This window comes from Paenibacillus albidus, from assembly GCF_014644435.1.
In the GTDB taxonomy this organism is placed as follows: domain Bacteria; phylum Bacillota; class Bacilli; order Paenibacillales; family Paenibacillaceae; genus Paenibacillus_AQ; species Paenibacillus_AQ albidus.
Window position 1 is genome coordinate 286,560 of the sequence record NZ_BMKR01000003.1, and the last position, 21,855, is coordinate 308,414.

A 21,855-nucleotide genomic window follows, 5' to 3' on the forward strand; every position below is an offset into this window, starting at 1 on the left:
CGGAATCCTTATTGCGTCTTATTGACTAATCATGCCGTGGTAAAGCTCTATGAAGCCTGCTCCAGCATGCGGTAGACGATAACCGCAGCCTGTGCACGGTTTGCGATACTCTTCGGTGCAAACTTGGCCGCACCTACACCGTTGATAATCCCCAGTTTGGTCAACTGAGCAACAGATTCCTTGGCATAGGAGGCTATGCTGGCCTTGTCGCCGAATTTGCTGAGTTCGGCATTGTTGTCCACCGGCTGCAGCTTTTCCTTCAGCGCATTGGCAACCATAATGGCCATTTCTTCGCGGGTAATTTCACGTCCCGGTTCAAATTTGCCGTTGCCCGTTCCTTTGACAAGTTCTGATTGTACGGCAGCCGCGATATAATCCGCATACCATGCACCTGCCTTGACATCCGAGAACTTGCTTGCTGCTCCGGTAGCTTGCAGATTCAAGGCACGAACCAGCATAGTAACGAATTCGGCGCGGGTCACGTTTTTGGCTGGCGCAAAGGTATTGGCATCCAGCCCGTTAATGATCCCTTTCTCATACAAAAACTCGATAGCTTCCTTGGCCCAGGCTACCTTGCCCAGATCCTTGAAGGTAAGGGCCGGCGCTGCAGTTGCTGCCGGTGTTGCTGTGGCTGCAGGCGTAGCACTAGGTGTAGCAGACGGTGCCGGAGTTGGCGTAGCGGTCGGAACCGGAACTGTCCCGCCTCCGCTTCCACCACCACTTCCGCCGCCAGGAGCCGGCGTGGACACAGGTGCCATATTGTTCGTAATACGTCCTTCAATAACCGCCTTAATCGGACCGCCTTGGAAAGTCTTCACAATATAATTGTAGAATACATCCAGGTCAATCGGACCGGCCAGGGACTTGCTGGCTTGGGTCAGAACTTTGTAGTTATCCCCGCCCGCTGCCATGAAATTATTCACTACAGCCGTGTAGTTCTGGTTCGGATTAATCGGTGTTCCATCGGTCAGCGTAAGACTGGAAATACGCTCTGCAACCGGAAGGTACATGTTGGCTGTGTATTTAAGTCCGGAAATTTGCAGCGTTTTGATATCAGCTGTTCCATCCGCTTTGACATTCCATTGCTGCTCCAGCAATGTCTTGATTTGCGCACCGGTCAGCGTCAGCTTCACCAGCGTGTTGCCGAACGGTTGCACCTTGGCCAGATCGCCAAACGTTACATTGCCGCTTGGAAGATCGGCACGAATGCCGCCCGGGTTCATGAAGGCAAAGTCCGCAGGACCTGCACCATCCTCAAAGTTAGCACTGCGCATAGCATCGGCAATCAGATTACCCAGGGCAGATTCCTTGGTGTAAGTATCTGTGCGGGTCACTGTTCCGTCTGTAGTCCCTACAGGTTTAGTCAGTTCAGGATGTTTGTCAAGATACTTCTTCACCAGAGCAGCTGTTTCAGCATCCGGTGTTTTACCTTCATGGAACGTAGACTCCACAGTCGCGGTTTTCACCTTGACATCCTTCGTGTCAGAGTCGATAACCAGCTTGATGTCTTCAAACGCCGTACCGTAAGAGTACGCCTGTACAATCAGCTTGTTGTTCACGGTGCCGTTGGCAAGGGCATGGTTGTCGCCCGCCACAATTACGTCAATCGGAGAATCTGCCGGAAGTGCTTTGGCCAGATCCGCAGCTTCACCCGTAGTCACACCATCTTTGGTCGAGGCCGGATCATGTGCAAGCACAATAATGGTCTCCACACCTTGATCCTGAAGTTCTTTGGCATATTTGTTTACTGCAGCCACTTCTTCTTCTACAGAAAGGAAACGTACACCTTCTGTCCCCGCAGGAGATACCTTGCTTGGCGTGGACTTGGTCACAAGGCCGATGAAGCCGATGTCGATTCCGCCTACGTTTTTGATCACATATGGTTTGATGATCGGTTTACCGGTTGCCGCATCCACGGCGTTCGCATTGATGTAGTCAAAATTAGCGCCTGCATGAATGATTTTGGTGTCTTTCGGGTTAGGCCCCCCAAAAATCTGAGCCTTCAACGCCGCAACACCCTGGTCAAATTCATGGTTGCCCAGTGAACCCACATCGAATTTCATCAGGTTCATCCATTCCATAGTCGGCTCGTCCTTCTCAAGCGAAGACACAGGGGCCGACGCGCCTACAGAGTCCCCGTTATGGAACAGGAGGGTGTTCGGATATTTAGCGCGTGCTTCTTTCAGATAGGCAGCAAGAATCGCTGCTGTTCCTACAGACTTGCCACTCACCGTAGAAACCGTGTCCAGTTGGCCGTGGAAGTCGTTAATGCCAATCAGGTGGACTTCTACGTCTTCAGGAGCCAGCGGCTCTTGGTTAGACAGATCGAACTTGTAGATTCCGAAATCCTTGCCGTTCCGTTTACCGGTATCGGTAATAGAAGCCGGCAATACCGCTGCAGCATCAGGTGTACTGGTAAAAGTAACATTCGTGCTGGCCGGAAGCGGAGCCAAAGACCAGTTGCCGTCGGCTGTCGGATCAATAGTCCCTTTGGCTGTAATATAATCCATCAGAATCTGACGGTTCTCTTCCTGAGAATCCACGATCATCTCTGAACCTTTGACAGTCGGGAAGTTACCGCCGCCGCTGGCGCGGTAGTTATTGGTCACAACGATGAACTCCTGATTGAGGTTCAGCGGCGCTCCGTTGAAGGTTACATTCTTCACACGACTGGATTTCGGATTAATTAACTTTCCGTCCACTCCGTATTTTGGTTCTTTGGTCACATCAATACGGTATTTGATACCGTCAATCACATCAAAGTTAAAGACCTGGAAAGTCTCACTGAGCAAAGGCTGTTCCGTTGTAAGCTCCGGCTTGATTGTATTGAATGCACCTGCACTCATTTCCAGCCATTCTTTGACTGTTGAACCCTTTACCTTGATGGCTTTGAGGGTATTGTCATAAAGGTACAAGTCACTCGCGCTGCGGATCGTCAGGTTGCCCTGCTTGATTGCCGTATACTCTGACGGGCCGTTGCGTCCTGCTTTGAACGGTGCGCCTACGCTAAGAATCGGCAGATCCTTGTATTGTGGAAGATTGGTATTGATGTAATTTGCCACATACCATTTCTGTGCATCAGTCACGATCTGAACGGTAGGATCATCCTGCACCATGGCAAAATAACTGTTCAATGGCGCCGTGGTCTCGCCCAGCTTGGTGTCGGTGTAGACACGGGTCGCCTCATGATCGGCCATAATCGCCGCATCGATGGCCGGATTAGGGTCAACGTTCGGAATATTCTTGTTCACTCCGTCCACCTTGACCGTCTGGTAGATCGAACGGGTAGACGATTTGGAGTCAGCTTTATTCACTCCCCATTTCCCGTCGCCGCCCTTCTCCAGCTTAAGGTCAATGAGGCCCAGATAAGCGCCGCCGTAGCCGGCTTGTACAGCCGGAGTCCCGTTAATGTGTCCATACACATTGTCTACAACGGATACCCCCTCTTGGTTATAAGGCTGCCCGGTAGCCGGATCCTTAAAGGATACATCCAGCGTGGCATTATTTCCTGTCGGGAATACCTTATGGGTATGCGAGAACGTAATGGCATCAATGCCCTGAACTTTACTGAGTTCATTGACTGCATTCTCGGAGAGTGCTCCACCCTCGGCGGCAGTAGCATCAAAGCCGGAGTGCGCCATAGCTACGATAACCTCTGCACCTTTCGCCTTCATCTCAGGGATGAATTTACGGGCGGTCTCGGCAATATCCTTGGCAATGACCTTGCCCTCCAGGTTCACCTTGTCCCACTCCATAATTTGCGGGGTTACCAGACCGATTAGGCCTACTTTCACCGTATACTCGACGCCATTTTTATCTTTTACTACTTTAGGGATAATTTGATAGGCTTCAAAAGCATTTACATCATTATCCGGATTATTATCATGATCATCTTTATACACGTTTGCACTCAGATAAGGGAACTTTGCTTCAGTATCCGATGCATTGCTGGTGCTTCCCTCCACGGTGCGCTTCAAGAACTCCAGACCATAGTTAAATTCATGGTTCCCCATAGTGGCCGCATCATATTTCATAATATTCATAGCCGCAATCATGGGATGGATTTTGCTGTCATTTTTTGGTTCCATAAACCCCGAATGCTGAGCCACATACGTACCCAGCGGAGTACCTTGAATCAGGTCGCCGTTGTCGAGGAGGAGATTGTTGATTTGCTCGTCTCTGGCATAAGTAACCAGAGTAGCCGTACGGTCCAGACCGACCGTTACCGAAGGTGCATCTTTAAAATAATCCCAACCGTACACATTGGTATGTACATCCGTTGTGCTCATAATCCGGAGATCAACTGTTACAGATTCCGCTACAGATTCCGTTCCAGGTTCCAACGGAGTCGCCTCGGCTTTGCCTGCACCCCAAACGGTGCCTACAGCCACTCCGCCCAGCACTTGCATAGACAATACTGCAGTGGCCAGCACGGATGCCATCGGCTTGTTCCATTTTGTCTTCCATCCCATAAAGTAGTAATCCTCCCCTATGAATCTCTCAAATTTAAACATTGCGGGGATATTATATCACACAACTCTCAGGGAATATCAATAGTTTTGTAAAATTGATAGTGAATTATGTTAAATATACTAACACATCAAGAAGGGGATACGGAATGTATGAAGCTTCCCGGATAATAATTTTCTCAGATCTGATTTAGAGAGCGCTTAAATGGTTAATCATGGATGGGAGTTTGTCCCAAATGATAATAACCGTTTAGAAGGAGCTTGAATCGAATGAAGAAGATGTTGGCCGCGGTATTGTGCTGTACGCTGCTCTTGCTGTGCATTCCTGCCTGGGGAGCTGCCGCCGATTTGCCGCTCCGGGTCGTGGTGAACGGAGATAAGGTCTCTTTTCCGGAGAAGGCAGCCGAAGCATTTAGAGAAGCAGACGGCACCGTCTATGTAACCACCGATTTTTTACAAAAATATCTCTCTGTTACGGTAACCCAAACGGAAGATACATACATAATCAAGGATACCACCCGTACCGTTAAGCTAATTGCAGGCGAAAGCTATTACGAGATGAATGGCAAGCGGCAAGAGCTGACCGCCCCATCCATCAAGCGCCCGCCTTATCTGTTCGTGCCTCTTCAGACCTTCTGGCAAGCATTCGGCCAAAAGTATGAGTGGGACGCCGCTGTGGAAACTTCCTATCTAACGTTTGAGAAGGCAACTGAAAGCGAAGCACCGGCTGTTCCAAAAACTCCCGAGCCCTCCGTCGCCCCCGCAGATGCTGCCAAATGGGACAGTAAATACGCCGAAGCCAATGGAAATATGGCTAACTGGGGCAATGCCGCCTCCGACGGGAAATATCATTACTATGTAAAAGCTGAAAATAACAATACGGACACTCTGTTCCGTTATGACACACAGACCCGTAAAACCAAGAAATTATTAAATACAAAAAGCATTTATAATCTCATGTTTGTGGACGACTGGATTTATTACCTGGGTACGACCAACTATCGGAATGATGCCTATGACATCTACAAAATCAAAAAGGACGGCACAAACAAAAGCAAGGTAACCAACATGACCAATCTGACCCGCTTCATGTACATTGATAACGGATGGATCTATTTCAGCTATTGGAACAAGGATAACAATTTGTACAAAATGAAGCTGAACGGCACCTCGTTAACCAGGCTGTCCAGCCAGCCCGGAGTTTCCCGGATCAATATTTGGGGAGATTGGGTGTTTTTTGAGGGGGAACGCCAGCTGTTCAAGGTGAACAAGGATGGCAAGAATGAGAAGCTGATCTCTCCCGCCGAGCGTTATTTCATAACTGCAGGGGGCAAAATCTATCTTGGCGGCTTCGACGGCGATCTCTCCAAGGTGTCCACAGACGGCACCTCTTTTGAGCAGAGTTTTCTTGTGGCGGAAGATGCCTATGGTATGCCCGATATTACCGCCGTCAATATGCGCGGTGAGTACATCTACTACTATGAAAAAGACGACAACCGCATCATAAGAGTGAACCGGAACGGAACAGGCAAGTCCTCCTTTGTCACCCTGCTTACAGATTACAGTGTCAACACCATCAATATTGCCGGCAACTGGATGTACTACGATGCGGTTCTGGCCAACGGTCCGGGAGGAAGAATCACCCAACGCAATCTCTACCGCATCGAACTCAAAAGCGGGAACAAGCCGGAGCTGATCTATTCCATACGGGTATGATTACCTTTTTACAACCTCAAAATTATCTTGCAGAAGCAGCCAGTTCTGCGGAAAAGGGAGCCCCAGCTTCCAATAGCTGATTCCCCGCAGACCCAGCTCTTTCACCAGATCAAATTTAGCCTGAATGGACCGGGCATCTTCAAACCATACTTTGTGGCGTTTGCCTGAATCATCGGTGTACTCAAAATATGGAGCCTGGTCCTTATAATCATATTGAATGGCCGCCTGCTCTTCTCTGGCCAGGTCAATCGCCGCCTGCGGGCTCAGGGCTTTGGCATACGGTCCTCCCGGTACATAAGGAAGCGTCCAATCATAGCCGTATAAATTCTGCCCCATCATAATCTTCGTCGCCGGCATTTCGCTTAGGGCATACTCCAGCACTTGACGGACAGGGCCAATCGGCGACACCGGCATTGGAGGCCCTCCGCTATATCCCCATTCATACGTCATAAGGATCACAAAATCAGCCACCTCACCGTGCATCTTGTAATCATGGGCTGTATACCAGGCCCCGGTCTGGGCGGCGCTTGTTTTGGGTGCCAAAGCCGTGGACAATAAGAACCCTTCCTTGTGAATCCGTTCCGCAGCTTTCCGTAGAAAGACATTATACGCTTCACGGTCAGCCGGCTTCAGGAATTCAAAATCAAAGTGGATGTCCCTAAAATTCAGTTCCTTGGCCACGCGGATAATATGGTCCAGCATCCGGTTCTGCACAGCTTGATCATTTACAATCAGACTTCCCAGCTCTGAGCTGAATTGTCCATTCTCCAGATTGGTCAGAACCATCATCAAGGTCACCCGGTTCTCAGCGGCTATCGTAGGCAGCTCACCCAGCGGAGGCGCCTGCAAAGAACCATCCCTTTGGACCTCAAAGCTGAATGGGGCAAGATATGTAAGGTCCGGCGCAGCTTCCTTGGCTGCATTACTCAAACTTGGGGATACCGCTTCACCCCTCGGCTCCAGATAGGCATTAATTTCGGCAGAACGCCTGGGTGCAGGCGGGATATATAAACGAAGCCCTACTTTTAAAGGCTGATTCAGAGACAACGCGTTGATATCGGCCAGCGTATTAACATTAACGCCATACCTTCGTGCAATACTATACAGACTGTCTCCGGATTGCACCCAATAATAGCTGCCGATGATCGGGATGACCAGCGCCTGCTGGACCACAAGCCTGCCTGGATCAGACAACTGATTCGCCTCGGCAATATCATCCATAGGCACCCCGTAGGCATTCGCAATTCCATATAATGTCTGCCCCGGTTGAACCACATGAATTTGCATGTCCTCACCCTCTCTCATTCATTCCCAAGGAATACATCCAGCCTTATTCTATTCGGCTCCACTTAAGGGTATACCTCAGCGAACCGCATATTTCCCGAAAAAACAAGGTCTGTGAGTAACCAGCACAAGCACCCCGTAAACTTCCGAGTAGTATAGAGTAAACCAATTGTGAGGTGAGCTGCTGCAATGGCAAAAACAAAATCAACAACGATCCGCAAACAGGCCAAACAACTTAAAGGGCGTCCCGTCTGCGTTACACTGCACGATGGCAGTTCCTATGTAGGCTTCATCACCGGCTTTGAGAAGGATGGGCTAATTTTCTCCAGACAGTACAACTATACGCGCAAGAACAAAACATCCAGAAAAACCTCTTCCTCCCGTTCGCGCAAGGCCGCGGTCTCCGGCTTCATGCCTTTGCTTGGATCTTTTTTTGGCGGGGCAGGAGGAGCTGCAGGCGGGGGTCTCGGCGGAATCATGGGAATGATCGGAATGGTGCAGAAAGTCATGCCGCTGATGAAAATGGGCTATAACGTGATTAAATCCATCCGGCCTTTTATTGGCGGACTTAAAAGCTTTATGGGGTAGGCTTCAGGATCAAAAGCACAAGCCGCTCCCATACAATGTACTCCTGAATTTTATTGGAGGAGGAATTGTACGGGAGCGGTTTTTTGCTGACTATCGGGTTGAAAAAGGACAAGCCCATGGCACCGCTGAATTCTTCTTGCAAGTGCGAAAAATTTTAAGAAAACAAAGCTTTTATGCTACACTGGCTGTAACGTACATCATTAGGAAAAAATACGGAAAGGCAGGACTGGAATAATGACCTACGCGTTCAGTATTAAGCCGCAAACCTATATGGCCTTTGACAGTGAAGAGGTACTGATCGATCAATGCAAAGAGTGGGGGCTGCTCTCGGAGAAAGCCGCCAAAAGCAAAACCTTCTATTATAAAGGAAACGGACTGAATGTGCCCTGCAGCATTATCGGCCTCGTCGATGATATGACGTCTGTGATCCAGCTCGACAACGGCCAGCAGCACTGCATCCATCCTTCCTATCTGAAGGAAATGCAGGCCGCCAGCTATGGATCGAGAAGTTCGGCCGCCGCAGAACCGCAGGCCGAGCGTACGGTGGAGACCCCCGCACAAGACGATGAAGCCGCAGCGGCGGAGGTCCCGCAGGAGCGTCAGGCTCCCATCTCCGAAGCGGGCGCTGCCGAGCAGCCCAAAGTGAAAGCCGCCCGGACCAGAACGCCCAAGATTGAGCTGCCGGAAGGCAAAGTGAAACTCTCTGCTACGGTCAAAGAGTTCACAACCGTGCCCAACCACTTTTCCGACAATGACGATGAGATCGTAGTCTATGAAGCAGTGTCGATCACTGAGACCGAACCGGAAGTCGCCTTGGGTGAAGCCTGGTCCAGCTATAGTGCCACCCTTAAAAAGCAGGAGCTCGAAGTAGGCGACCAGCTCACTTTTGAAGCCAAGATCGTTAAGAAGAAGCTGACCAAGCACCCTGTACCCTATAAGATCAACAACCCGGCCAAAATCAAAAAGGCCGCGGATTGAGTCTTGTTTTGAAGTCTTGTATCAAATGAAGCATGCCAATAGCCCGCCCCAATAAAAGGGGACGGGCTATTGGCATGCTCGTTAAGTTATTTAAATCTTCATGCTTAAGGAGTCGGCATGCCACCGTTGGCGTTCAGCGTCTCTCCGCTAATGTAGCTGGATTCCTGACTGGCCAGGAATACGTAAGCGGGAGCCATCTCGGCAGGCTGGCCCGGACGGCCGAGTGGTGTTTTGGCCCCAAAATCCTTGAGGACTTCCTCGGGCTGCCCGCCTGACACTTGAAGAGGTGTCCATACCGGACCGGGAGCTACGACATTCACCCGGATTCATTTCCCCCTCAAGGCCGGGAGGTTTCTGCTGCTGCTGAAATTCCGGTCCGGCTTTCGTGTACTGGGTGGTAGGGTCCTGAATCCTTCTAATGTAACCGGGTTGTTTCGGATCTAAACAAAGGGTTCTACAACACGGACTCCGAATATGAGAGCAACATTTCGATTATCGCCTTGTGTTATACATATGAGTGAGTACAAAACAAGGAGATGTGAATATGAGGAATTTAGAAGGTAAAATCGCTTTGGTAACTGGAGCAAGTCGTGGTATTGGACGTGAGATTGCGCTGCGTTTAGCGCATGATGGCGCATTAGTCGCAGTACATTATGGAACACGGCAAGCAGAGGCAGAGGAAGTGGTCGACAACATTCAGCAAAATGGCGGAACAGCTTTTGCCATCGGCGCTAACTTAAAGAAGTTCGACGGCGTTCACAATTTATATCAATCGTTGGATGAGGCCCTTCATAAACACACAGGCAATAACCGTCTGGATATCCTTGTCAACAATGCCGGAATTGGTCAAGTTACGCCTGTCGAGGAGATGACAGAGGAGTCCTTTGATGAAGTAATGAACATTAATGTAAAAGCTCCAGTCTTTATAACTCAACAGGCGTTGTCCCGTTTAAACGAGGGTGGCCGTATCATCAATATTTCCTCATTTGTTACAAGAGTAGCCTCCCCCAGTGTACTGAACTACAGTATCTCCAAAGGGGCGATCAATACGTTTACGTATGCTATGGCACAGCATTTAGGGCAACGTAATATAACGGTAAACGCTATCCTGCCCGGCTATACCCATACAGAGATGAATGCCAGTACGTACAATAATCCCGAAAGTCAAAAGCATGTCGCAGGCCTCTCAACCTTCAACAGATGGGGAGAACCTAAGGATGTGGCTGATATCGCTGCCTTTCTGGCTTCTTCAGACAGCCGTTGGGTAACCGGTCAATTGATTGATGCAAGTGGCGGTTCTTACCTTTGATTCACCGAACTTAGAACCCGCTTAAAGTTTTAAATAACATGAATAGCCCAAAGGAACAGTGAAATGTTCCTTTGGGCTTTTTAATTCCTGCTTTTCACAACCCACTTCCCCTACGCCTCATCCCATAACCGGCAACACCTACATGTCTTTTGACCCGGGCCATTTCTTCCTCAAAAGCTTCCTCTGTCTCCTGAACAAAATTCGCAGGCATTTCCCGACTTCAAATCGTTTAACAAGCTATACGTACTTAGGCCCACTTTCATCTTCTCAACTCCTTATGGGTATGTTACGGCCCGGACTCCCTTTCAGATGGCCTTTCGGTAATCGCTTGGGGCCACCCCAACCACGTTCTTGAATGCCCGGTTGAAGGAGTTGTAATTCGTATAGCCCACTTCCTCGCTGATCTCCTGAATTGATTTATTTGTCTCCTGCATCAGCTGTTTGGCCTTATCAATACGGTGGCTGATCAGCAGGTCCACAAATTTCTCACCGACCTCATCCTTGAACAGCTTGCTTAAATATTTCGGGTTGATATCAAAGATATCGCTTAAATAATTCAGCGAAAGCTCGGGATTATTATAGTTCTCCTCCACATATTTGCGGATTTGCAAAATATGGGTCCGGTGTTTCCTGGCACAGCGCAAGGTCTGCATCTGCTCCGCGAGTTCCCGGAACGCCTCCCAGCAGAGCAGCCGGAGATCGTCCACCGTCTCCCAGGCCTCCAACTGGTTAAGCAGGTTTCCGAACAACGCGGCCCACAGCTCTTGATATTCGCGGGGCAGCTCGGCAAACTCCCGTTTATAATGCTGGAACAACAGCTGAATGGTATTCATCATCTCCTGGCGGGACAACAGGGAAGCGGTGATTTGCTCAAACAACCGGTCAAAATGTTGTTCCCAGGCCTCATCGGATAACCGCATGGCTTGAACCAGCAGCGAGATGGTCTTCATGAACTCGTAGACATCATTTTTGGAATCCGGCAAAGCCCCGTACGGGATCATCCGATTCAGGCCAAGAACCGCTTTGTACTCCAGGGCGCGAGCCGCCTCTTTCATGGAGGAACGCAGTCCGCGCAGGTCGGCTGCTCCACGCCCGGTCCCGATTGTTACCGTGAAGTTGAGATATTGCCCTACCTTCTCCAGATAACCGGAGAGCACCTTGTGTTCTACCTCTTCGGGCAGCACGCTCCCGGGAAGCCACAGAATGGCATACAGCCGGCGGTCCGACATCCATTCCGCCCATACCTCCGTTCCCTCCAGCCGTGCGCTTTCCTGAAGGATGCTGGACAGCACGAACTTCAGCAGTGATTGATCCTGTTCATGATAGTCCAGCGCAAATTGCGGGTAGCGGTCGATCTCCACAGCCAGCACCAGCCACCGGTCATCGAGCTTCGGGAGACCATACTTCTCCATCTCCGCCTTTAAATCACCGTCCGTGAATTCACGGGTACCCTCCAGCAGCTCTTGAAAAAAGTACTTCTTCTGCAGAAGCAGATTCTCTTCGTATTCCTCCTGATATTGCCTGGTCTGATCGATCATACGCTCCAGGGTGTTCTGGATAAAGCGGAACTCATTTTCCTTCGCAGGACCGGCTCCGGACGGTTTCTGGGAAGCCACCGTTTGAATCAGGGTCACAATCTGCTCTATCGGCTTGTAATTTCTCCGGGTCACATAAATAACCCACATCACACCGATCAGGACAACAGCCACGGCAAAGGCAAACCAGATATGATAGAATTTCAGCGCAAACTTAACGATTTTCCCATTGGTAAGCCCTGTTTCCACTTTCCAGCCGCTGTAGCCCGAAGTGAATTCCGAGAATACCTCGCCTGAAGCGCGGCCGGCATTCGTCCGGTCTTGCGGGTTCCGCTCCCACAAGCTCTCACCCGAACGGTTGAATACGTTGACAAACGTAAATTCCGGATCATACATCTGTTTGATCGATTTCTGCAAGGTATGCAGATCGACATTGACTACCAGCAGACCGGTACCGCTCCCCACACTGCGAACCAGGGTAATCACTTGTTCCGCCGTTTGCGCCGGTGCCGGAAACGGCGAATAGGTCCTGCCGCCCACCCACTTTTGGGCGTTTGTCAACCGGCTTTCTTCGATGAAGGGCTCATCGGGGAAATCCGCAATCGGAACCGCCTTGCCGTTGCTGAATACCGTATCGTCCTTATAACGCACCAGGTAAATTGAATCAATCAGAGGAAAATCTATTTTTAATTCATCAATCACTTCAACCGCCAACATACCGGCATATACATCATTGCTGCCGTTTGCCGTAAAATAATCCTTCAGGTTCGGATTCGTCAAAATTTCCCGGAGCACTTTAAAATCAATGGAGCGCAGTGAATTGTCCAGATATTGCATAACCTGTGAAGCCAGAAATTCATTGGCCTTGAGCGCCTCTTTCCGGTTCTGTTCATTGAACACCTGAAAAAAGATGATAAATAAAATCGTGGTTACGATAAAAAAAACGGGCAGATAGGACAGCAGCAACCGTCTAAACCAATTGTTGTTCATCTCCGAGGTTCCCCCCACCACTGTTTATACGCTTGACAACAACCCCTGATCAGGCCGTTATTCCCCATAAATATTCATTTCATTATATAGGATGAAGTGGGGTTGTCAAAGGAGAAGACTGCTCCCAAGTCTTACCTCAATGGCAGAGCAGCCCCTGAGAATAAACGCCTTGCTGCTACTGATTTTTCTCAATGGCATGCTGATAAATTTCAAGATATCTGCTTAGACCAAGGCCTTCGAAGCCTTTGACGTACGCATCCCAATCCTTATCGATGCTTTTGCTGCCAATAATGAATTGCGCCATGTTGGTCTGCACGTAATCCTTCACAGCCGTGGTCAGCTGCGCTGCCGTTTCGGTATCCTCCGGGCGGATAAATACATTCGCAGGGTACACCTCTTTGGGAGCAAACGGCTTATAGACGTTGGTCGCTTGCGCCAGACGCGTACCATAACCCTCGGCAGCTAAAGGGTCCTGCCCTTCTGCAAACAGGTTGCGGAACGTATTGGACAAGTCATGTGCTCCAATCTGTGACCAGCTCTCATTGACCACTACGTTTGGATCACGCTCCGGCAGATTGTAGTAGCTGTATTTTGCCGGCTCCCCTTCAATATTCTTCTCGTCCGCATCCGCCTTCTTCCAGCCTTTCCCTTCGGTTGGGCCATATTCCGCATATAACGCGCCCTCTTCACTGAACATGTAGTCCACAATTTGAATGGCGGCAATCTGCTGTGCTTCCGATGCTTTGTTCGTGACCGCAAACTCAAATTCGCCTACACTTTGCGTAACACCGGTCGTCTGCACACCATCCGGCCCTTTCAGTGGAGGAACGATGTCCCAGTGCTGATGGCGCGTAATCTTTTTATCATACGTATTGACAAGATAGCTGAGGAGTGCCGTTGTCGTAGAACCGACCAACTCATCCCCTTCCCTGTTGCCCAGTTGCCCGATCGCTTGATCATTCTGCGTGAAGGAGGCCGGATCAACCAGACCCTCGGCATACAGCTTATGCATGTACTCCAGACCTTTTCTCCACCCTTCCTGATTGGCTGCAAATTCAACCTTTCCGTCCTTGACGATCAGGTATTTATCGTTGTCATTGTAAATGAAGCTGTTCATTAAATACGCATCAATATTGCCGTTCCACACATATTTGTTCGGTGCGCCTGTAAGCGGAATTTCATCGGCTTTGCCGTTGCCGTTCGGGTCCTTTTCCTTAAAAGCCTTCAAAACGGTGTACAGCTCATCGGTCGTTGCCGGCATAGACAGCCCCAGCTTCTCCAGCCATTCTGTGTTGATCCAGTATTTTTGCGCATACGTACAGTGGTAACATTCATTAAAAATAGGCAAGGCGTAGATGTTGCCGTCCGGAGCAGTAATCGCCTCTTTGAAATACGGCTTCTCTTCCATTATCCTGGTCAGATTCGGGCCATGTTTCGCGATTAAATCGTTCAGCGGCAGGAAAACTCCTTGTTTGCCGTAGGTCTGAAGATCCGAAGTAGTGAACTTGCCATGGAGGAACACTTCGGGATAATCACCGCTCGCCAGCAGCAGCTGCCTGCGGTCCTGCAGCGCGTCTGTCGGAGCCAGATCCCACTTCAGCTTCACGTCAAATTTGTCTTCGATAAATTTCGTGAATTCATTGTCCTCCATAGGAGCTTTGCCCTGCGGAGCAAAGAAGGTCATGGTTACCGGTCCGGCACTCTCTTTGCCTCCACTGCTGTTCTGTGTATCATTTCCCCGGGTTGAGCTGCATGCAGATAACACAGTGATTGAAGCAAAGATTACCAACAACATCGAAATCCAAGATTTTTTCAAATCTGACTCCTCCTTTTTTAGGCACGCGGCATAAATTCATGTCATTGTACTATAATCAAGCACTCTCCCGGAAGCCAAAGCGGTCCCCTCACCCCCTTTCAGCCCTTCAATGAACCTACCATAACCCCTTTGACAAAATGCCTCTGAACGAATGGATACATGATCAGAATCGGAATGCTGGCCACCACGATCAAAGCGTATTTGAGCACTTGTTCAAAGCCCTGATCGCGGAGCTGCTGGCTCGTATTGGCAAGCATCGCCGGATCGGCGGCATTCAGAATCAGCAGATTGCGCAGCACATACTGCAGCGGGAACAAATGCTCGGAGCGGAGGTAAATCAGCGCATCAAAGTACGCATTCCAGTGACCCACCGCATACATCAGCGTCATCACGGCCAGAATGGGCTTCGATAAGGGAAGAACGACGCTGAGCAAATACCGGATATCCCGGCAGCCATCGACTTCAGCCGCCTCCCCCAGCTCCTCGGGAATCGAGGATTGAAAGAATGTTCTTGCCACAATGACCTGGAACACCGCCAGTGCCCCCGGCAGCCACATGGCCCAGCGGGTATCCAGCAGATGAAGATCCTTCATCAGCAGGTAGGTCGGAATAAGACCGCCGTCAAAAAACATGGTAATCATCATAAACACCAGGATGGCGCTGCGGCCATAAAACGATTTGCGGGACAAGGGATAGGCCAGCATCACGGTCATCCCTACATTAATCAGCGTACCCACCACGGTATAGATAATTGTGTTGTAGAACCCGAGCATCAGCTGCGAGCTTTTAAAAATAGACACATAAGCCTTCAGGTTGAACTCTACCGGAAACAGCCAGACCTGCCCGGACATCACCGCCCGCGAGGAGCTGAAGGAGGAGCTGACGATATATAGCAGCGGATAAAAAACAATTAACAGAACAAGCACCAGAAATGCATAGTTGAAGCCCATAAATACACGGTCACCGGGCGTATCTTTGATCCGGTTCCTTCTAAGCATAGGGAGGCCCTCCTTTACCATAAGCTGTTCTTGGACACTTTTCGGGAAATCGCATTGACAAGGACCAGCAGGATAAGGTTAATGATGGAGTTGAACAATCCCACCGCCGAGGAGAAGCTAAAGTTCGCCCCAATCAGCCCCACCTTGTACACATAGGTTGAAATGACCTCGGAAGCACTTGTATTCAGCGGATTCTGCATCAAAAAGATTTTCTCAAAGCCTACGCCCATGATGCTGCCCAGGCTCAAAATAAGCATAATTACAGTGACCGGTATCAGACTTGGAATATCGATATGCCAGATTTTTTTGAGCCGGGAAGCTCCATCCATCCGGGCCGCCTCGTAGAGGGAAGGGTCCACTCCGGCCAACGCCGCGATATATATAATCGAGGAATATCCCATGCCCTGCCACACGCCCGACCAGACATAAATGGATTTGAAATATTCCGGAATGCCCATAAAGTTCGTCATCGGCAGTCCAAGCAGAGTGAACAATCTGTCCACAACCCCCACATGCGGAGACAACATCAGAATAATAATGGAGACCATAACGACTGTAGAGATAAAATGCGGGGCGTAGGTTACCATCTGCACTGTCTTTTTGAAGTAACCGGTCCGTATTTCGTTCAAAGCCAGAGCGAGCAGGATCGGGATCGGAAACCCGGCAAGCAAGGAGTAGAAGCTGATTCCGATCGTATTTTTGATCAGCAGCCAGAAGTTGGGCGAATCGAAAAAGGCCTCAAAGTGTTTGAGCCCCACCCACGGGCTCCCCCAAATGCCTTTCACGACACTGAAATCCTTAAAGGCAATTTGTACACCAACCATGGGAATGTATTTGAAGATGAACAGATACAATACCGGCGGCAATACCAATAAATACAGCTCCCAATGCTTCTTAAGACTTTTCAGAAAAGGGTGCTGCTTTTTGCGCTCCACCGGGTTCATCCCTTTCCGGAGCTCTATCGGTGTGGGTAAGCTGTCTGACGTTTGCCTCATTCGCCTCACTCCCTCTGTGCTTTTTATGTGAGAATAACTGACAAATATAGAAAAATTCTATCCCTACCCACTCTTAAATTCCTCTATCAGGAATAGCGATGTGAAGATTGGTGTCAGGTAGCGCTTTCTTAGAAACGATAGTACCCCGGGCAGCATCCTTTAAGCAATTCGCAATTTTCTCTGACCTCTCCATATTCCATAAACCCTTGCCGGACAAGGGAAAATCGGCGCAAAAAAACCCGGGGGCCCTATACTCTTCCCCAGGTCTGCTGATGCAGCTTATTAAATTGTAACGAGCCGGAAGGCATGGGTGATCGGCGTTTGGTCCGCAGCTGCCGTGGGCAGCAGCTCTACCACCAGCCCGGCCTCCGTGTTCCGGAACTCCAGCGGACCATCCAGCCCGAGCAGTTGAACCCGCTGCACACTCCCAGTGTAAGGAATGAGGATCTGCTGACTTACAGCCTCATCCTCGCTCTTGTACAGGCGGAAAGCGTAGGTGATGCTGTCCTTGCAGGTGAATGCCCATTCACCTGTAAAATAAGGCCCGCAGATTCGCGTTCCGTAGATGCCCTCACCGTTGACTTTGAGCCAGGCACCCAGCTCCCTGATGCTCTTAACTGCACCTCCCGGAAGGCGCCCATCCGGCTGCGGGCCCACGTTCAGAGCCAGGTTCCCGCCCTTGGCCACTACTTCCAGGAGGATATGCGCGAGCTGCCTGGCCGTCTTATACTGATCATCAAAACCGAAAGCAAAGGAGTTGCCCACCGTAATACAGCTCTCCCACGGAATATTCATCGGCTCCTCAGGGATCGTCTGCTCCGGTGTCACAATGTTCTCATAGGGACCTCCCACCGTACGGTCTGCCGCCAGGAGCCAAGGCTGCGTCTTCCGGGCTTTCTCCACGACCTCGCCCAGACGGATATCCTGGCCTTTTCGGCCGGCCCGCACCCAACCGGCATCCAGCCACAGACATTCGATTCTGCCGTATTTGGTCAATAGCTCCAGAATTTGCGTATGCGTAAATTCTACGAACTTTTCCCACAGCCAGGGATATTGCTCCGGATCGTAGGAGGGGCCCCGCCACATATGCCGTCCACGCTCCATGCCGGGCGCCCAGTAATAAGGCGTGTGCCAGTCCGCTTTGGAGAAATAAGCCGAGATCCCCAGTCCCTTGGCCCGGAACGCATCAAACAGCTCCCGGCAAATATCGGCGTATTTATGCGTATGAAACGGCGTGTCCGGCCCTGTAATGCGGTAGTCCGTCGTATGTGTATCCCACATACAGAAGCCATCATGATGTTTGGTGGTGAACAGGAAATACTTGAAGCCGTTATCTGCCGCCAGCTCTGCCCATTTCTCCGGCTGAAAACGAATCGGATTAAAGGTCTTGTTCAGATCAAAATATTCCCGCTTGAACTCCTCCATATCGTCGGTCCAGTCAATATCGTTGCGGGACCAATCGCCGTCGTCGTCGCTCAGCGCCCAGGATTCGACTAATCCAAGCTGTGAATACGGTCCCCAGTGCATCATCAGCCCCAGCTTCTGGTCTTTGAACCACTCCAGGCGCTCCTGCAGCAGCGGCTCCTCCGGCTGGACCCACTCTTCTTCTTTGCTGAAGTTGTGTACACCGGATGCAACGGCCTGTTCCTCCTGATCCGGCAGAGTATCCTTGGGTTCGCTCATCGCATTCATCTCCTAAACTGTAATTTCGCGTCCACACCCCCACCGTATACCCTTTTCCGGAGATTGCACAATTCTCAATAATCGTTTGCTATGCTATTTTCCAGTTACGGAGCCCAAATCCGGTGTATCCACGAATGTTACGGCCCGGTTCACGGTCCCATGCAGCTCGAATACCACAATATCATTGTCCCCTTGGCGCAAGAGCGGTGCCGGCACATACAAGGTTTGCTGCGGACCTTTGTTCCAATACCGCCCCAGATTGAACCCGTTGATGAACACAACCCCCTTGGTCCACCCATCCAGCCTCAGGAAGGTGTCTTTCACCTCATCTGCCTGAAGTGTCCCCCGGTAAAAAGCCGGACATTCCTGTACAGAAGCCGCCTCAAATTGCAAAGGTGACAAATCCGCAAGCGGGAGACAATGAATTGTCCAGTTAAATAAAAATTGAAAACCATGCCGGACCCCCCCGGTAATCCCCTTGGGGTCTTTCAAGTAGGGACCGTAGTTGATCCGCCCCATATTCTCAACAAGAATGCAAATCTCAGCACCTTCCGCCGGCACCCCGAACGCTACCGTCAGCTCAGAGTTGCCGCGTTCCAGCACACCCTGAACCTGCCCGTCCAGCAATACCAGCGCGCGGTCCCGCACTTCCTGAATAACAAACTCCTGCCTCTCCCGGGGACCGGATATTCTGGTGCGGTATACGATAAACCCATAGTCCTGGCCTAGCTTCTCCATGGGCTCGGGATTCGTCGTTTGGATGGGGGCGGATAACCGGTCTGTTTGAGAGAGCAGATCGGCCTGTTCCGTCATTTCCACCTGACCATAAGCGATCCTGCCGATAGGGGCTGGCAGCGTCAAGGGGCTTATCCCCGTATGCCGGGTAATCAGGTCACGAACGGCGTAAAATTTCGCAGTCGGCTCCCCCGCTTCGCTCAACAGCGAATCATAATCGTAGCTGGTGATCGTCGGCTCATATTGATCCCTTTGCTGACAGTTCGCACCGTTATAGAATCCGAAATTGGTCCCGCCATGGAACATGTAGAAATTAACCGATGCCTTCTCGGCCAGCATCTCCCCGAACACCCGGGCGACTTCGGCAACGTCTCTGGTGTGATGCGCTTCTCCCCAATGATCGAACCAGCCGTTCCAGTACTCCATGCACATCAGCGGCTGGTCCGCACGATATTCCCGCAGTTTGGCAAAGGCTTCTTTTGCACCGGAGCCAAAGTTCACCGTAGACAACACTCCCGGCACTGATCCCGCCTGCAGCATTGCATCCGTGGGCCCATCCGAGGTGAACAGCAGCACATCCATCCCCCGGCTGACCATGCCTTGGCGCAAATACGCCAAATATTCGGCATCGTTCCCAAAGCTGCCGTATTCATTCTCTATTTGCATGGCAATAATCGGCCCGCCATTGGTGCAAAGAAGCGGCCTTAGCCGGGGCAACAGCACATCATAGTAGGCATCCACCCGTTCCAGAAATTTCTCGTCATAGCAGCGCAGCCGGATATCCGCGTGTGCGAGCAGCCATGAGGGCAATCCGCCGAACTCCCACTCTGCGCATATATAGGGGCTCGGACGCACAATTACAAATAGACCCAGACCGGCGGCAGTTTGAATGAAGCGTTCGATATCCGCCATGCCTTCAAAATGAAACTGCCCGGGCTGCGGCTCATGAAAATTCCAAGGCACATAGGTTTCCACTGTGTTGAAGCCGCAGGCCTTCAATTTCTGCAGCCGGTCTGACCAATATTCAGGGACAATCCTGAAATAATGCAAGGCTCCCGACAGAATTTGCACGGGCACTCCATCATAGATGAATTGTGCTCCTTTATAATCAAACGTCGCCATTTGGCAACCTCCCCTGATCGCTCAAATATACCCCAAACCCCGATAGAGCCGGGCACCATCTGGATTCATGAATGGTCAGCCGAAGATATCTGGCGGTGACCGGTGCGAAGCAGGCGATCCGCTTATACCCAACGACCGTTCCCCGGTACAGCATTTTCCAATCGTCCCCGTCTTTGTACTCCAGCACGAAGCTTTCAATCCGCTGGCCTGTCTGGATAGGCTCTGTTAGCACCAACCGGTCAAAGATCTTCTTCTCCTGCAGATCCAGCTCAATCCAGGCCTGTTCCGTTCCCTCACAGGGACACCAGAACGTATTCCGGTCCCCGTCCAGCAGGCAGGAGGTTTGGTGAGCTTCATCTTTCGTTTCCGATGCACGCAGCAACGCCTGAGCGGCCAGGTTCACCCGAAAAGTGCTGCGCAGGACACACCCAAACTGCCGCAGCCGCAACGCATCCTGTTCATGGATACGCCCCCGCGTATCCGGCGGAAGATTCAGCAGGAAGTTGGCATTGCCGCCAACCGCCCCATAATAGATGCCGAGCAGCTCATCCAGTGTCTTGACTTGAGTGTCCTCGGAGGCATGATAGAACCAGCCCGGCCGGATCGACGTGTTCACTTCGGCGGGATACCATACCAGCTGATCTAAAGTTCCAATCACCTCCCTGCTGCCTAAGTCACTGTCCTGCGTATTTCTCCTGCTTGAGAATTCGCGGTCATCCGCCTGTTGCGATTGCTCCTGAATTTTCTCATTATCCTGCAAATAAGCCGGCACAACGCTCCATTCCGAGGTGCGTGTATGCCCTGCCTCATTGCCGCACCAGCGGACATCAGGGCCACAGACCGAAATCACGGCCTCCGGCTGAAGCTTACGGATCAGTGCGTAATAGCGATCCCAATCATAGACCTGCCGTTTGCCATTCGGCCCTTCCCCGCAGGCCCCGTCGAACCACACACAAAAGATATCCCCGTAATTCGTCAACAGCTCCCGGAGCTGGTTGCAGAAAAATTCGTTATACCGCGCCGAATCCCCATAAGACGCTTCATGACGGTCCCATGGCGACAAATAGATGCCGAACTGGATCCCGCCCTCCCGGCAGGCTTCGGCCACTTCCTTCACCAAGTCCCCGGTTCCATTCCGCCACGGGCTGCCCGCTACCGTGTGATCCGTATATTTACTGGGCCACAGGCAAAAGCCGTCGTGGTGCTTGCAGGTTAGAATTAATCCCTGCATTCCGGCGGACTTGCACACCTCGACCCATTGCCTTGCGCTGAGATCGGAAGGATTGAATATCGCCGGATCTTCATCGCCATGGCCCCATTCCCGGTCCGTGAACGTGTTCACCGTAAAATGAATAAAGGCATAGAACTCCAGCTCCTGCCACTTTACCTGACGTTCACTCGGTGCAATCCTTGCCGCAGCCTTCACTGGGTCCGCGGGTACTTCGGAAGCTGAAACTCTGTCATTCTCCACCAGGCGTTTTCCCATAACAGGATCTCCTTTATCCGAATTTAATGGATGACTGCTCATAAACACGCCTCCCTTTCCCCTCCAATATAAAAGCAACGGCGGCTGTCCGCCATCCACAAAACGTCCGAGTTTTTGACCTTTTGTGCCGGGGGGTTATGATATAATCGTT

At 50.9% G+C, this 21,855-nt stretch carries 13 protein-coding genes and 1 pseudogene; 4 read left to right on the forward strand and 10 right to left on the reverse strand.

Annotation, left to right across the window (positions count from 1 at the left end; translation table 11 throughout):
* Window positions 1–47: 47 nt before the first annotated feature.
* Window positions 48–4,472 carry a bifunctional 2',3'-cyclic-nucleotide 2'-phosphodiesterase/3'-nucleotidase gene (locus tag IEY53_RS04710; protein ID WP_189022443.1) on the reverse strand — a complete coding sequence of 1,475 codons (4,425 nt, stop codon included), beginning with the start codon at window positions 4,470–4,472 and terminating at the stop codon, window positions 48–50.
* A gap of 267 nt (window positions 4,473–4,739) precedes the next feature.
* Here IEY53_RS04710 and IEY53_RS04715 point away from each other — a divergent pair, with 267 nt between their 5' ends.
* Entirely contained in the window at window positions 4,740–6,185 is a 1,446-nt protein-coding gene (locus IEY53_RS04715) for a DUF5050 domain-containing protein (protein ID WP_189022444.1), read from the forward strand.
* Here IEY53_RS04715 and IEY53_RS04720 read toward each other — a convergent pair whose 3' ends face one another.
* Window positions 6,186–7,472, reverse strand: coding sequence for a glycoside hydrolase family 18 protein (locus tag IEY53_RS04720; protein ID WP_189022446.1), 1,287 nt, complete (start codon window positions 7,470–7,472; stop codon window positions 6,186–6,188).
* A 186-nt stretch (window positions 7,473–7,658) separates the two neighbouring features.
* On the opposite strand from IEY53_RS04720, the gene IEY53_RS04725 reads away from it, so the two are divergent.
* Both IEY53_RS04725 and IEY53_RS04730 read left to right on the forward strand, forming a co-directional pair.
* A complete protein-coding gene (locus tag IEY53_RS04725) occupies window positions 7,659–8,057 on the forward strand; it encodes a hypothetical protein (RefSeq protein ID WP_189022448.1) in 399 nt (132 codons plus the stop codon).
* Between the two features lie 234 nt (window positions 8,058–8,291).
* Window positions 8,292–9,035: a hypothetical protein gene (locus IEY53_RS04730; protein ID WP_189022449.1), complete on the forward strand. Its 744-nt coding sequence runs from the start codon at window positions 8,292–8,294 to the stop codon at window positions 9,033–9,035.
* A gap of 104 nt (window positions 9,036–9,139) precedes the next feature.
* On the opposite strand, the pseudogene IEY53_RS04735 reads toward IEY53_RS04730, so the two are convergent.
* Window positions 9,140–9,361: pseudogene (locus IEY53_RS04735) on the reverse strand (SDR family oxidoreductase); the annotation flags it as partial.
* Window positions 9,362–9,579: 218 nt separating this feature from the next.
* Here IEY53_RS04735 and IEY53_RS04740 point away from each other — a divergent pair.
* Window positions 9,580–10,344 (forward strand): SDR family oxidoreductase, encoded by a 765-nt coding sequence (locus IEY53_RS04740; protein WP_189022451.1) that lies wholly within the window; start codon window positions 9,580–9,582, stop codon window positions 10,342–10,344.
* Between the two features lie 305 nt (window positions 10,345–10,649).
* Here the strand turns inward: IEY53_RS04740 and IEY53_RS04745 are convergent, their stop codons facing one another.
* From IEY53_RS04745 to IEY53_RS04775, 7 genes are all read right to left on the reverse strand, one after another.
* Window positions 10,650–12,869, reverse strand: a complete 2,220-nt coding sequence (locus IEY53_RS04745; RefSeq protein WP_189022453.1) for a helix-turn-helix domain-containing protein — start codon at window positions 12,867–12,869, stop codon at window positions 10,650–10,652.
* Between the two features lie 175 nt (window positions 12,870–13,044).
* Entirely contained in the window at window positions 13,045–14,685 is a 1,641-nt protein-coding gene (locus IEY53_RS04750) for a type 2 periplasmic-binding domain-containing protein (protein WP_189022461.1), read from the reverse strand.
* 98 nt (window positions 14,686–14,783) lie between these two features.
* Window positions 14,784–15,683, reverse strand: a complete 900-nt coding sequence (locus IEY53_RS04755; protein ID WP_189022463.1) for a carbohydrate ABC transporter permease — start codon at window positions 15,681–15,683, stop codon at window positions 14,784–14,786.
* A 14-nt stretch (window positions 15,684–15,697) separates the two neighbouring features.
* The gene (locus tag IEY53_RS04760) at window positions 15,698–16,627 is read right to left on the reverse strand and encodes an ABC transporter permease (protein WP_229695996.1); all 930 of its coding nucleotides are present in this window, start codon (window positions 16,625–16,627) and stop codon (window positions 15,698–15,700) included.
* Window positions 16,628–16,960: 333 nt separating this feature from the next.
* Window positions 16,961–18,361: an alpha-L-fucosidase gene (locus IEY53_RS04765; protein WP_189022467.1), complete on the reverse strand. Its 1,401-nt coding sequence runs from the start codon at window positions 18,359–18,361 to the stop codon at window positions 16,961–16,963.
* Between the two features lie 93 nt (window positions 18,362–18,454).
* Window positions 18,455–20,218 (reverse strand): glycoside hydrolase family 35 protein, encoded by a 1,764-nt coding sequence (locus IEY53_RS04770; RefSeq protein ID WP_189022469.1) that lies wholly within the window; start codon window positions 20,216–20,218, stop codon window positions 18,455–18,457.
* On the reverse strand, window positions 20,205–21,704 hold the full coding sequence (locus IEY53_RS04775) for an alpha-L-fucosidase (RefSeq protein WP_189022471.1): 1,500 nt from the start codon (window positions 21,702–21,704) through the stop codon (window positions 20,205–20,207). Before IEY53_RS04775 ends, IEY53_RS04770 begins: the two co-directional genes overlap by 14 nt.
* Between the last annotated feature and the right edge of the window lie 151 nt (window positions 21,705–21,855).